The organism is Streptomyces abikoensis, assembly GCF_014648775.1.
GTDB classification, from domain to species: Bacteria; Actinomycetota; Actinomycetes; order Streptomycetales; family Streptomycetaceae; genus Streptomyces; species Streptomyces abikoensis.
On the sequence record NZ_BMRT01000001.1, the window covers coordinates 622583 to 635324 of the forward strand.

Here is a 12742-nt window from a genome sequence, read left to right on the forward strand (position 1 = left end):
ATCGCACGGCGGTCAGGGCGCGGGCGTGATCGAGGGGGCCGGGGCGGGGCTGCTGCCGACCCGGGGCGTGAGGAGCTCGTTGTCGCAGACGAGGTTCTTCAGGCCCTTGCCGTTGCCCATGAGGTCGACCTTGACGTCCTCGGGCCGGCGGTCGTCGGGCACGCCGTTGTGGGAGGCCGTGCAGACGAGCTGGTTGCGGGCGATGGCGCTGAGCCGGGTCGGGTCCAGCGGCAGCCGGATCGTCACCGTGCCGGGGACCGTGGCGACGACGACGGAGTTCTGCGGCAGCTTCGGCAGGTCCGTGAACAGGCCCTGCATCCGCTCGGCCTCGTTGGGGCCCTGGAGCAGCAGGGCCACGGCCTCCTCCGCGCCGACCTCGCCGGCGGCGGGGCGGGAGCGGGGTTCGAGGCCGCCGGGGAAGCCGAAGTAGAGCCGGACCTCCCGCACGGGGGCGCCGGGCTGCTTCGCGCCCTGCGCGGGCTGGCCCACCTCGATGACGTCGGTGGGCTCGACGCCGCACCCGGCCAGGACGCCCGCGAGGGCGCCGAACAGCGCCGCGGCGGCGGCCGCGCGCCGCTTGTCCGTACGTCGCCGTCTCATGACTCGTCACCTCCACGCCGCAGCGGGAGGTCGACGGTGAACACCGCGCCTCCCCCTGGGCCGTTGGCGGCCCGGACGGTCCCGTCGTGCAGTCGTACGTTCTCCATGGTGATGGCGAGGCCGAGGCCGCTGCCCTCGGAGCGGACCCGGGCGGCGTCCGCCTTGAAGAACCGCTCGAAGACGTGCGGCAGGACGTCCGGGTCGATGCCCTCGCCCCGGTCGGCGACCTCGATCAGCAGCCGCTCGCCGCTGTGCTCCCCGCCGTCGTACCGCTCCTCCGTGCGGACGGCGACGGCGACCGGCTCGCCGCCGTGCCGCAGCGCGTTGCCGACGAGGTTGGCGACGACGACGTCGACGCGGCGCGGGTCCAGCCGGGCCCGGACGCCCTCGGGCAGGTCGGCGGTGACCTTGTCCTGCCAGCCGCGCGCCTGGAGGGTCTTGCGGACCGTCTCGGCCACGTCGACCTCGTCGAGGTGGAGGGCGGCGGCGCCGGCGTCGAAGCGGGAGATCTCCATCAGGTCCTCGACCATGCGGGCGAGCTTGCCGGTCTCCTGGCTGATGAGGCGCACGGCGTAGGCGGTGTCCTCGTCGAGGCTCTCGGCGTCCTCGTCGAGGACGTCGACGACGGCGGTCATCGCGGCCAGCGGGGTGCGCAGCTCGTGGGAGACGTCGGCGGCGAAGCGGCGGGAGTTGGCCTCCATGCGGCGCAGTTCGGCGACGTTCTCCTCCAGGGCGGCGGCCATGTCGTTGAACGTGCGGGAGAGGTCGGCGAGTTCGTCGCTGCCGGTGACCTTCAGCCGGGTGTCCAGCTCGCCCTCGGTGATCCGCTGGGTGGCGCGGCGCAGCTCGCGCACGGGCCGCAGCACGCCGCGCGCGGCGAGGAGGGCGGGCACGATGGCCAGCGCGAGGGCGGGCAGGGCGCCGCTCTGTGCCGCTTCGACCAGTGCCTGGACGTTCGCCTCGTCCTCGCGGAGGGGCACCTGGGCGTAGACCTCCAGGCCGGACAGCTCACCGCCCTCGCCGCTGTAGGCGACGGGCAGGCCGATGGCGAGCCAGGGTTCGCCGTTGATCTCGACGCGCTGGAAGGCGGCGATGCCGGAGTGGACCTTCTGCTGCACCCCGTCGGGGATGCCCCTGGCGCCGGGGCGGGCCTTGGGGACCATGGCGCCGTCCCGGTAGCGGGCGTAGATGTTCCACTGCTGTGCCTGGCCGGCGCGGGCGAGGTTGGTGGTGAACCTGGCCAGGTCGCCGTGGCCGGGCGGGAAGCGCAGGTCGGGGACCTGGGAGTTGACCTGGGAGCGCAGGGCGGAGACGGCCGTGTCCTGGGTGCGCTTGAGGATCGCGGTGCGGGCCTCGCGGAAGGTGAGCGCGGCCGTGGTGAGCGCGCTGAGCGCGGCGACGAGGAGGAACGCCACCACGAGCCGGGCCCGCAGGCCCCGGAAGAGGGTGCGCAGGGCCGGCCGTCCCAGGGAGGGGCGGCGCAGGTGGACCGGGCGGTTCAGGGGGCTCATGAGGGGTTTCCGCGGCTCACACGGGGCCGAAGCGGTAGCCGAAGCCCCGGACGGTCTGGATGTAGCGGGGGGAGCGCGTGGACTCCTCGACCTTGGTGCGCAGCCGCATGACGCAGGCGTCCACGAGGCGGGCGTCGCCGTGGTAGCTGTGCTCCCAGACATGCTCGAGGAGCTGCTGGCGGCTGAAGACCCGGCCGGGGGTGGCGGACAGGTAGAGCAGCAGCTTCATCTCGGAGGGGGCGAGCGGCAGGTCCTGGCCGTGCTTGGAGACGAGCAGCCCGGCGCGGTCGATGGTCAGGTCGCCGTGGGTCTCGGCGGTGGCCTGCGGGACGGCCGGGTCGGGGCCGCCGCCGTCGACGGGGGCGGCGCGGCGCAGGACGGCCCGGATGCGGGCCTCCAGGACCTCGCCGCGGGCGGGCTTGACGATGTAGTCGTCGGCCCCGGCCTCCAGGCCGAGGACGACGTCGATGTCGTCGCCGCGGGCGGTGAGCATGATGATGGGTATCTGCTGGGTGGCGCGGATGCGCCGGCAGACCTCGAAGCCGCTCTTGTCGGGCAGCATCAGGTCCAGCAGCACCAGGTCGGGGCGGAAGCTCTCCAGCGCCGCCAGCCCGGCCTCGCCGGTGGGCGCGCCCTCGACCTCGTGGCCGCGGCGGCGCAGGGTGAGGGTGACCCCTTCCCTGACGGCCCGGTCGTCCTCGATCAGAAGCACGCGTGACATGGGCACCAGTATCGGTCGTTCGTTCGCACGAATGCGCCCGGGGGCTCGCTCCCGCCGGAACTGTCACCGACTTCTCATAAATCGACCGCCGTCACTTACACCCCGATGTGCCGCAGGAGCAAGGTACGGAAGTCCCGGTCGAAGTCCTCGTAGCGCTCGCGCAACCGCTCGCCCGGCCAGTCGGCGGGCAGCAGGGGCGGGGGCAGTACCGGGTCGGCCAGCAGGTGACGCAGCACCGCCGCCGAGACGGTGAACCGCTCGGCGAGGCGGTCCGGCCCGCCCGGCAGCGCCTCCAGGGCGGCTTCCAGGGCGCGGGCGCGACGGGCCCAGCCGGTCAGGTCCCACAGGCCGGCGGCGAGGGCGGCCGGGTCCCCTTCGGGCGCCCCGGTGAACAGCGCGCACTGTCCGGCCACGACGGGCGGCCACGCCGGGGCGCGGACGAGGTTGGCGGGCCGCGTCCAGCACCCTTCGCGCAGCTCGGCCAGGCGCAGCGCGGTCATCGCCTGCCGCAGGGCGGCGCGCTCGGGGGCGGGGCGCCGCTCGGCGGTGACGACCGCGATCTCCCAGCCGCCGGACCAGGCGCGGGTGCGGGGCGCGCGGCTGTCGTCCTGCCGGGCCTGGCGGGCGAGCAGCCGGTCGGTGAGCCGGTACGTGCCGTCGCGCTGCTCCAGGTCCCCGGCGGCGACCATCCGGGTCAGGGCCGTGCGCACGGTGCCCTCGGCGGTGCCGAAGAGCTCGCCGACGCGGACCAGGGCCCGGGCCGGGAGCGCGGGCGGGTGGTGGCCCAGGAGAGTCGAGAGCACGACCGAGCGCGCGGTCAGCGGCCGCAGGGCGAGGGAGTCGAGGGAATCAGTGGCATCGGTGGATTCGGTGGAATCAGTGGCGTCCATGGCTGGCGAAACCCCTATCCATTACAGCCTCGCATCACGCATCATAAAAGTGTAATGCCATGCGGACCGTGTCCCCCGGAGGTCGCCGTGAGCGCCACGCACGACGTGTTCAACCAGGCCCCGCCCCTCACCGGCTTCTCCACCGCCGACGAGCCCGCGCTGCTGGAGGCCCTGCGCCGGGACGGCGGCGGCTGGGGCGAGGCCGAGGTCCGCGAGCTGGGGGCGCGGGCCGGTTCGGAGGAGGTGCGGGAGTGGGCCCGGACGGCCGAGGCGAGCCCTCCGGTCCTGCGCACCCACGACCGCTACGGCCACCGGATCGACGAGGTCGAGTTCCACCCCGCGTGGCACCAACTGATGGCCGCCGCCGTCGGGAGCGGCCAGCACGCCGCGCCCTGGGCGGAGGCCCGGCCCGGCGCGCACCTGGTGCGCACGGCGAAGTTCTACGCCTGGGCGCAGGCCGAGGCCGGCCACGGCTGCCCCGTCTCGATGACGTACGCGGCCGTGCCCGCCCTGCGCGCCCAGCCGGAGCTGGCCGCCGTCTACGAGCCGCTGCTGGCGTCCCGGACGTACGACTTCGGGCTGCGCCCGCCGCTCGGCAAGCGCGGCCTGATCGCGGGCATGTCGATGACCGAGAAGCAGGGCGGCTCGGACGTCCGCGCCAATACGACCCGGGCCGTGCCCACGGGCGACGGCTCGTACGCGGTCACGGGCCACAAGTGGTTCACCTCGGCGCCGATGAGCGACGTCTTCCTGATGCTGGCCCAGACCGAGGAGGGCCTGACCTGCTTCCTGATGCCGCGCGTGCTGCCCGACGGCACCCGCAACGCGATGCGGCTCCAGCGGCTGAAGGACAAGCTCGGCAACCGCTCCAACGCCTCGGCGGAGATCGAGTACGAGCAGGCGCTGGCCTGGCCCGTGGGCGAACCCGGGCGCGGGGTGCGCACGATCGTCGAGATGGTCAACATGACCCGCCTCGACTGCGTGACCGGCTCGGCCGCCGGGATGCGCGCCGGGCTGCGGGAGGCGCTCCACCACACCGCGCACCGGCGGGCGTTCGGCGCGGAGCTGATCGACCAGCCGCTGATGCGCAACGTCCTGGCCGACCTCGCCGTCGAGTCCGAGGCGGCGACGACGCTGGCCCTGCGGCTCGCGGCGGCGCTCGACCGCTCCGAGGCGGGCGACGCCCGGGAGGGCGCGCTGCGCCGGCTCGCGCTGGCCGCCGGCAAGTACTGGGTGTGCAAGCGCGGCAGCGCCCACGCCGCCGAGGCCCTGGAGTGCCTGGGCGGCAACGGCTACGTCGAGGAGTCCGGCATGCCGCGGCTCTACCGGGAGGCGCCGCTGCTGTCCATCTGGGAGGGCTCCGGCAATGTGGCGGCGCTCGACGTGCTGCGGGCGCTGACCCGGGAACCGGACTCGCTGGACGCCTACTTCGCCGAGGTCGGCCTCGCCGCCGGCGCGGACGCCCGACTGGACGCCGCCGTCGCCCGGCTGCGCACCCTGCTCGGCGAGCTCTCCGACCCCCACCGCGCCCAGCTCCTCGCCCGCCGCGTCGCCGAGCAGCTCACGCTCGTCCTCCAGGGCAGCCTGCTGGTGCGGCACAGCACCCCGGCCGTCGCCGACGCTTTCTGCGCCTCGCGGCTCGGCGGCGAGTGGGGCAACGCCTTCGGCACCCTGCCGACCGGCACGGACCTCGGGCAGATCCTCGAACGCGCCCGGCTCAAGGACACCCCGTGACCGCCTCCGCGTCGGCGGCCGTACGCACCGAGCGCCGGGGCCCGGTGACCACCGTCGTCCTCTCCCGCCCGGACGTCCGCAACGCCGTGGACGGCCCGACGGCCGCCGCCCTGGCCGACGCCTTCCGGGCGTTCGACGCGGACCCGGCGGCGCGCGTCGCGGTGCTGTGGGGCGAGGGCGGCGCGTTCTGCTCGGGCGCCGACCTCACGGCCTTCGGCACCGCCCGCGCCAACCGCGTGGCGCCCGACGGCGACGGGCCGATGGGCCCCACCCGGCTGCGGCTGGCCAAACCGGTGATCGCCGCGATCGCCGGGCACGCCGTCGCGGGCGGCCTGGAACTCGCGCTCTGGTGCGATCTGCGGGTGGCGGAGGAGGACGCCGTCCTCGGCGTCCTCTGCCGCCGCTGGGGCGTGCCCCTGATCGACGGCGGCACGGTCCGGCTGCCCCGGCTGATCGGCGCCTCCCGGGCCATGGACCTGATCCTCACCGGCCGCCCGGTCCCGGCCGCCGAGGCCCACGCCATGGGTCTCATCAACCGCCTGGTGCCGCCCGGCACCTCCCGCGCGGCGGCGGAGGACCTGGCGGCGGAGATCGCCCGCTTCCCGCAGACCTGCCTGCGGAGCGACCGGGCGTCGCTCCTCGACCAGGAGGGGCTGGACGAGGAGCGGGCACTGGGCGTCGAACTCACCCACGGCATGGGGGCCTTGCCGGAGGCGGCGGAAGGGGTGGCACGCTTCACCGGGGGACGGCGGCGGCGCTGAGGCAGAACTGCAGGAGACCCGCGCTCACGTCCTTGATGATCTCCTCCATATCGGCCCACGGCGGCTGGAATTCCTTGCCCCATTCGATGGTGTAGGCGAGGACCTTCTCCTTCTTGTCGTCGACGAAGTGCCGGGAGAACGCGTAGTCGTCGCTGGTGCCGCACGTCGGGTAGAGGTCGAAGCCGGACTTCGGGGTGTACTCGGTGCCCCGTACCTCACGCAGCCCATCGGTGAAGCTCCGCGCAAGCGCGGTCGCGCTGTCGAAATCGTCCTGGGGAATGTATTCGCGGTAGTCGGTGTCGCCGGGCAGGCCCCGGCGTCCGTCGTAGGCGGGGTTGAGGAAATTCATCGACTTGTCTTCGCTCTGATCCTCGTCGTCGCCCCATACGTAGAGCATGTCCTCGGAATAGCTGTGCACGTCCACGAACCAGCGCGTGTGCGGGAATCCCTCTTCCAGGAGCCACCGGACGTTCCGGGTCTCGGGCTCGGAGAACGCGTAAGGCCCCTGGTAGACCTGCGGGTCGCACGGATCGCTCGACACGCGCACGCCCGCCGTGGGCGAGAACGCCTTGGTGGCGTCGAACAGGAAGTCGTAATTGCGGTTGATGTCGACGCCCACGCAGTCGCCGCCATGACCGGCGGGCGCGTTGGCGGTGTCGCGGTTCTTGCGCCACATCGGTTCGACGGTCTGGCTGTAACGGCGACCGTCCGGATTGACCAGCGGGAAGACGACAACGTTCACATTGTTCAGCAGCGCGTGCACCTCGGCGGCGGTGAAGCTCTTGCCTCCGTAGCGGAGACCTGATCCGGACTTGTACGCCTCCAGCAGATCGGCGGCGAAATCGACGAGGATCTCGCAGCTTCCCCACTCCCGGGCGTGGACTCCCCCGATGAGCACGACACAGTCACGGCCGTCGGCGGACGGCGCGCCCACGCGCAGCGCGTGACAGGCGACGCCCTCGATCGACGCCTCGGGAAGCTCCACGAGTTCGCAGAGATCGGAGTAGGCGTGCGACAGGTTCACCGCCGCCGAGTCGACTTCGGCGATGTTGAGGTACGTCATCTCAACGCTCCCGCCTCTCGTCCTTCGTCTTCTCCCCGAGCCCCTGCGGAACCGCGTCGGGGGCCGCGAACCGGTTTCCGGTGCCCACTTCCGCCTGCCGGGCCCGGCCGGTGGCGGTCGCGTCCTTCAGGACGTGCACGGTGACGCCGTCACGCCCGTCGATCTCCAGGGCCTTCCGCTCGGTCACATAGGCCTCGATGCTCACCTCGTCCCCGGGGCCGCCGGTGCGGCGCGGGCCGCCGCCGATGTCCGGCCGTTCCTCCCGGAGCGTGGTGTGCAGCGTCCTGTCGTCCTTCGCCGTCACGCGTACGTGGAGCGTCCTTTCCCGGTCAGCCATGTCGGCTCCTTTGCGTCGCAGGGAGAACGTGCTGCTCGAAGGGGTCCGGGACCTGGCCGCCATGGCCTCCCAGAAGTCCCGTAGTTCCTTGCACGTCATGCCCTGCCAGGGCGCGCGCTTGCGGCGCGCCCAGGACAGGGGGTTCGCATAGCTCAGCCGGCGGTACGGACGCAGCAGCGCCTGCTGCTGCCGGCAGAACGTCTCGCGCAGTTCCGCGCGCGGCAGGGAGCCCATGGCGGGGTAGGGGCACAGCTCGAAGGGGCAGTCGCGCAGGCAGGCGCTGCCCGGTGACGCGTGCTCGGCCATGCCGACGGTCCGCTTGGGGTCCAGGGGCCGGCGGTCCTTGGTGAGGCAGGGCGGCAGTTCCGACCTGTTCGCGCGCTTGAGGCGTGTTTCCAGCTCGTCCACGTTCTCCTTGTCGCGCTCCGTGAGGTTGAGGAGGAGGATGACGTCGGCGAGCAGTTGCTGGGCACGCGGGTGGAGGGTGGTCCATCCCACCGACGGCGGGATCCAGAGGTTGTGCTTGCGGTAGGCGCCGGGGTCGGCGGGCGAGGAGCCGATGTTGCCGACCGTTCCCATCTCGTCGATCCAGACGAACCGCTCGGGGTGACCGCTCTGCAGGGCGAGCACCGCCAGGTTCGCCGCTTCGGCGACGAAGGGATGCAGCCGGTCTCCCTTGGGGGTCCGGTCCTCGTCCTGGTCGCGGCCGTGCGGGTCCCGTCGGGTGCCCGCCATCTCCAGCCAGCGCCGCACCGCCTGGACCGGATCGGCTTTCGCCCGCGCGTGGTCACCACCGGGCTTCCCGGGCCGGCTTCTCGTCGAGCTGTCCGGGAGCTCCCACAGACACAGCGCCTGGATGAGTATCACCTGGGCGAACCAGGAACGGGCATGGGCGAGCATGCCCTCCGCCTGTGCGATGAGGAATTCCCGGGCCTCCTCGTTCACGTGCGGATGCAGTTTCCGTCGGTTGGCGGCGCTCTTGAAGCCCTGGGCCAGGGCGATCTCCAGGGAGAGCGGCAGATCCGCCTGGTGCGAATGGGTGTGTTCCGGCTCCAGATGGCCGAGCCAGAGCCGGACTCTTTCCTTCGCCTGGCTTCGGTGCGCTTCCCCGACGGATTCGGTCATCAGCGGCACCAGCCAGGCCCGCATGACGAACTTCCGCCAGATCTCGGCCCGGCGCTCGACGCTGTCCTTCTCGAACTTCGCGTATTGTTCGCGCACTTGATCGTTTCCGGCCATCTGCCGGAGATAGAACTCCCGGGTCCGGTGTTCCACGTACGACTCGTCCCGGGTCTCCCTTCCGTACTGCACCCAGGGGTCGTCGTCCCGGGACATCTCCTCCTTGGGCGGCAGCGGGAACATGTTGCGCAGGGCGTCGAAGGCCAGGTCGCCCCCCGCGCCCATCTCCTGTGCGATGGCGAGCCTGATGGGGTAGGAGGGCTCGACCGTGGCGATGGAGAACAAGGCGCCGTAGCCGTTCCGGACCCGGTCGGCGACGGCCTCGCCGGAACCGGCCCCGGCGATCGCCCGGAGGACCTCGCCGGACCGGTGCACCAGCGTGAGCTTCGCCCCTTCGATGGTCCTGGGATCGCCCGACCTGATCCACTTCCAGCGCCGCTGGACGGCCCGCGCGACGGCCCGGAGTTCGGTGCCCTTCCCGACCTGATCGATTTCGAGGGCGGCGGTGTACATCTCCAGCGCCTTGGGATCCGTGCGGTCCTCGGCCGCGCGGAGCAGCCGCCGGACGACGTCCGCCCAGTCGACGGCTCCCCACCGGGGGGCGTGCCGGCCCGCCCGGGATCTGAGGACGATCCCGATGAGCAGTTCCCTCCCCGGCCCCGGCTCTTCGAGCGCCTTGGAGAAGGACTCCCGGCCGGAGACGTCGAAATAACCGGCACCGAGGTACGCCTGGACGATGCTGTGCGGGAAGCGGACCCGATTCCCGTGCGCCTCCACCAGACCGAGCTGTTCGCCCTGGGTGGCGCACAGGGCCAGGAGCACCCGGCACTGGCGCATGTCCCCGCACACGGGGCAATGCACTCCCAGCCGCTGCGAGAGCCGCTCCCAGATCCCCGGGAATCTCGATTCCGGGTCGTGGTCCTTCCCGATCAGTTCGTCGAACCCGACCTCCAGCCGGTCCCGCAGCAGCCCTATCCCGGCCAGCGCGGAAATGACCTCGATGGTGGTCTCACGGTCCTCGGAGGACAGCGCGATATTGCCCCGGACGTGCCCCGCGCTCAGGGCGCTCCGCCAGGTCTCCAGCAATTGCAGCCGCAGACCCAAGCGGTCGGAGTCACGGGTGTCCAGTTTCTCCGGACCCTTGGCTCCCGCCAGGTGGTCGAGCAGGTGGTTGTCCCGTAGCTGCCGTGCGATCTGGAGGTAGAGGGGGGATTCCGCCACGCAGGCCGTTTCGACGATCCAGTCCAGCCGGTGGTCGTCCTGGTCGGCGCCGTTCCTCTCCAGATATTCCAGCGCCGCCTCCTCGCTGAGGGGCTCCAGATCGATGGTCGCCGCCTGGGTGTTCTCCAGTGGCGAGTGCGGTCTGGAGGCGATGACGAGGGGGAGCTTCTGGCGCCGCGCCCGCTCGATCGCGTGCCGGATCTGGATGTCCCGTTCCTTCTGCTCCTCGCCTTCGGCGAAGGTCTCCTCAAGGCCGTCGGCCAGGATCACCACTTTGTCGTCGATGCACAGTTGCCGCCACACCCGCTCGCTCTGGTGGCTGGACAGCACACCGCGGTCCACCAGCTCGGCGAAGCGCTTCATGCCCATGTCGTGGAAGTCCAGCCGTGCCCCGTCCAGTTCGGCGTCCCGCAGCCGTACCGGCACGGGGGTGGCCCCTTTCCGGGCCAGCAACTCCGTGAGCTGGACGAGCACGGACGTCTTCCCGCTGCCCACACCGCCGACCAGCAGATAGGGCCGTCTGGTGCGCCGGTCGCGCAGGGCCCGCGCGATGACGAGGCACACCTCTTTCCGCCCGACCACGTCCTCCATCGTCGGACCGGCCGTCGGGACCAGCCGACGGGCGTCCTTCTTGGCCGTCTTGTTCAGCGGTCGGCGCACCAAGGCGTACTGGACGATCAGAAAGAGGCAGGTCGCCAGCCCGATGCTCAGGAACGGCCCCAGAAAGCCATACACGACCGTGCAGCCATTGTTGGCCCCGCCCTTCTCGCACCATCGCTGCATGGGGGACTTGCGGTGGGTGACCATTCCGTACGCGCCTTCGACGACCCAGGCCAGGAGGACCAGACAGCCGAGGTAGGAAAGACGCTGGACGAACGTCTTCATCGACGGCTTCGCCCACCACCGCCGGGCCGGCGCCACCATGCTGCGGGCGGCCATGTGGACGCGCAGCCTTCGGACGGACCGCTCGACGGCGCCGGCCGCGCGGCGCAGCCCGCGCCGGACCCGGACCAGGGGCGGCCTGCTCGGCGGTGCGACTTTTCCCTTGGGGTGTCGGATGGCGTAGTTCATGGTGCCTCAGCCCTTGCCGATCGGCCCCGGTCCCTCCGTCCCTTCCCTCCGTCCCTTCCATCGTGCGCTGGGCCTCCGTCGCTGTCGAATCCCGGGCGCCGCAACGACCGAAGCGCCCGTTCTTCATGCCTCCGAGTCGGAATTTCACCCCTTCGGAGTAATTCGGCCGGACAAGTGGAAATCCGGGCCACCGCCCCCGCAAGATCCCCGTCGTGAATGGATGGCGCCGAACGGCACGGACCGGATGCGCGACCCTGGCGGTCGCCTTCGCGACGGTGGGGGCCGGGGTGCTCCCGGAGCCGCCCGACGCCGGGGGGCCCGCGAGCGGGATCGTCGTCACCGACGATTTCGTCGAGTCCCGGACCGCCGAAACCTTCGTGCACGCCGGGCCCGACTGCCTGTTCGCCCGCGCGGAGGGCGCGCTCGGCGTGTCGTTCGCCTCCCTCTGCCCGGCGACCCCGGCGCCACCGCCGCCCCCGCCTCCTCCCCCGCCGCCGGCTCCCTCACCCACCCCGCCGGTGCCGCTGAAGGCCGCGCCCGCCCCGCTTGCGTCACCCGAGCCGCCGGGCAAGGAGCCCCCGCCACCGGCCCCCGCTCCCCCGGCCCGTCCCGCGCCCGCGCCCCCACCGCCGCGCGCGCCCGCCCCGGCGCGGCACGTCGTGCCCCGGCCGTACCACCAGGCCGTCACCAAGCCGGCGAAGAACGGGGCTTCGCTCGTCACGCTCATGCTGGTGATCACCGCCCCCGCCGTGCTCGCCGCCGCCCTGCTGCGCCCGCGCGGCAGCGGCGGCGGGGGCACCGGGGGCGGCGGCAGCTGACCACCCGGTTCCGACCCGCCGACCCTCCTTGGAGGTATCCCTTGTCCGAGTGGCTGATGCTGGCCCTCGCCATGGCCGCCGCGTGCGCGGTCGTCCTGTCGATCACCGTCCTGAAGCAGCGCCGGATCAGTGCGGACGACAACCCGCACGAGACCCCCGACGTCATCGAGTACATGACCATGATGGTCGGGGTGGTCTACGCCATCGTGCTGGGTCTGGCCATCGCCGGTGTCTGGGAGGCGCGCAACGGCGCGCAGGACACCGCCCGGGCCGAGGCGCAGGCCCTCCACGAGGTGAGCGAGCGGGTCCAGGCGTACTCCCCGGCGGCCCGCGAGCAGGTGCGCGCCGACGTGAGCTCCTATGTGAGCTACACGGTGAAGACGGAGTGGCCGTCGATGCTCAGGACGGGCGAGCTCACCGACAAGGGCACCGAGCTGCTCGACAAGGTGCGTGCCGACCTCACCTCGTACCAGCCGCGCGACGATCACGAGGCCCAGTCGTACCAGCCGTTGCTCGACCAGATCGGCGCGGCCGACGCCGCGCGCAACGCGCGGGCGGCCAACGCCGGGCCGACGATGCCGGGCGTGGTCTGGTTCGGGCTGATCGCGGGGGCGCTGGTGGCGGTGGGGCTGATCTTCACGCTGCAGATCCGGCGGTCGCCGCGCGAGTTGCTGCTCGCCGGGCTCTACAGCGCGCTGATCGCCTTCCTCCTCTTCCTCATCTGGGACTTCAACTCGCCCTTCGGCCATGCCGTGGCCGACACGGCGGGCCCGTTCAGCGATCTGTTCTCCCTCTGACGGGCAGGTGGCGCCCCGGCGAGGGCGGCCCGGACGGAG

The 12742-nt window shown here is 72.4% G+C and carries 10 protein-coding genes; 4 read left to right on the forward strand and 6 right to left on the reverse strand.

Annotated elements, in window-relative coordinates; genetic code table 11:
* Nucleotides 1–12: 12 nt before the first annotated feature.
* The 4 genes from IE096_RS02720 to IE096_RS02735 form a co-directional block, all read right to left on the reverse strand.
* Nucleotides 13–600: a hypothetical protein gene (locus IE096_RS02720; protein ID WP_189447968.1), complete on the reverse strand. Its 588-nt coding sequence runs from the start codon at nt 598–600 to the stop codon at nt 13–15.
* Complete coding sequence (locus IE096_RS02725; protein ID WP_189447970.1) at nt 597–2111, reverse strand: ATP-binding protein; 1515 nt, start codon at nt 2109–2111, stop codon at nt 597–599. The genes IE096_RS02720 and IE096_RS02725 overlap by 4 nt, the downstream gene beginning before the upstream one ends.
* Nucleotides 2112–2127: 16 nt before the next feature.
* Nucleotides 2128–2832, reverse strand: coding sequence for a response regulator (locus IE096_RS02730; RefSeq protein ID WP_189447972.1), 705 nt, complete (start codon nt 2830–2832; stop codon nt 2128–2130).
* Between the two features lie 95 nt (nt 2833–2927).
* Entirely contained in the window at nt 2928–3722 is a 795-nt protein-coding gene (locus IE096_RS02735) for a PaaX family transcriptional regulator C-terminal domain-containing protein (protein WP_189447974.1), read from the reverse strand.
* A gap of 87 nt (nt 3723–3809) precedes the next feature.
* Here IE096_RS02735 and IE096_RS02740 point away from each other — a divergent pair, with 87 nt between their 5' ends.
* Both IE096_RS02740 and IE096_RS02745 read left to right on the forward strand, forming a co-directional pair.
* Nucleotides 3810–5456, forward strand: a complete 1647-nt coding sequence (locus IE096_RS02740) for an acyl-CoA dehydrogenase family protein (RefSeq protein WP_189447976.1) — start codon at nt 3810–3812, stop codon at nt 5454–5456.
* Entirely contained in the window at nt 5453–6217 is a 765-nt protein-coding gene (locus IE096_RS02745) for a crotonase/enoyl-CoA hydratase family protein (RefSeq protein ID WP_189447978.1), read from the forward strand. The genes IE096_RS02740 and IE096_RS02745 overlap by 4 nt, the downstream gene beginning before the upstream one ends.
* Here IE096_RS02745 and IE096_RS02750 read toward each other — a convergent pair.
* A complete protein-coding gene (locus IE096_RS02750) occupies nt 6192–7280 on the reverse strand; it encodes a M14 family metallopeptidase (RefSeq protein ID WP_189447980.1) in 1089 nt (362 codons plus the stop codon). The genes IE096_RS02745 and IE096_RS02750 overlap by 26 nt on opposite strands.
* A 1-nt stretch (nt 7281) precedes the next feature.
* Complete coding sequence (locus tag IE096_RS02755) at nt 7282–11088, reverse strand: NACHT domain-containing protein (protein ID WP_189447981.1); 3807 nt, start codon at nt 11086–11088, stop codon at nt 7282–7284.
* A 212-nt stretch (nt 11089–11300) separates the two neighbouring features.
* Here IE096_RS02755 and IE096_RS02760 point away from each other — a divergent pair, with 212 nt between their 5' ends.
* Both IE096_RS02760 and IE096_RS02765 read left to right on the forward strand, forming a co-directional pair.
* Nucleotides 11301–11906 (forward strand): hypothetical protein, encoded by a 606-nt coding sequence (locus IE096_RS02760; protein ID WP_189447984.1) that lies wholly within the window; start codon nt 11301–11303, stop codon nt 11904–11906.
* A 41-nt stretch (nt 11907–11947) separates the two neighbouring features.
* Nucleotides 11948–12703, forward strand: coding sequence for a bestrophin-like domain (locus IE096_RS02765; RefSeq protein WP_189447986.1), 756 nt, complete (start codon nt 11948–11950; stop codon nt 12701–12703).
* Nucleotides 12704–12742 lie beyond the last annotated feature (39 nt).

Excerpts from the sequence above, each read along its gene's own strand:
- IE096_RS02720 (WP_189447968.1), bottom strand. The coding sequence starts at position 600 with ATGAGACGGCGACGTACGGACAAGCGGCGCGCGGCCGCCGCCGCGGCG.
- IE096_RS02725 (WP_189447970.1), bottom strand. The coding sequence starts at position 2,111 with ATGAGCCCCCTGAACCGCCCGGTCCACCTGCGCCGCCCCTCCCTGGGA.
- IE096_RS02730 (WP_189447972.1), bottom strand. The coding sequence starts at position 2,832 with ATGTCACGCGTGCTTCTGATCGAGGACGACCGGGCCGTCAGGGAAGGG.
- IE096_RS02735 (WP_189447974.1), bottom strand. The coding sequence starts at position 3,722 with ATGGACGCCACTGATTCCACCGAATCCACCGATGCCACTGATTCCCTC.
- IE096_RS02750 (WP_189447980.1), bottom strand. The coding sequence starts at position 7,280 with ATGACGTACCTCAACATCGCCGAAGTCGACTCGGCGGCGGTGAACCTG.
- IE096_RS02755 (WP_189447981.1), bottom strand. The coding sequence starts at position 11,088 with ATGAACTACGCCATCCGACACCCCAAGGGAAAAGTCGCACCGCCGAGC.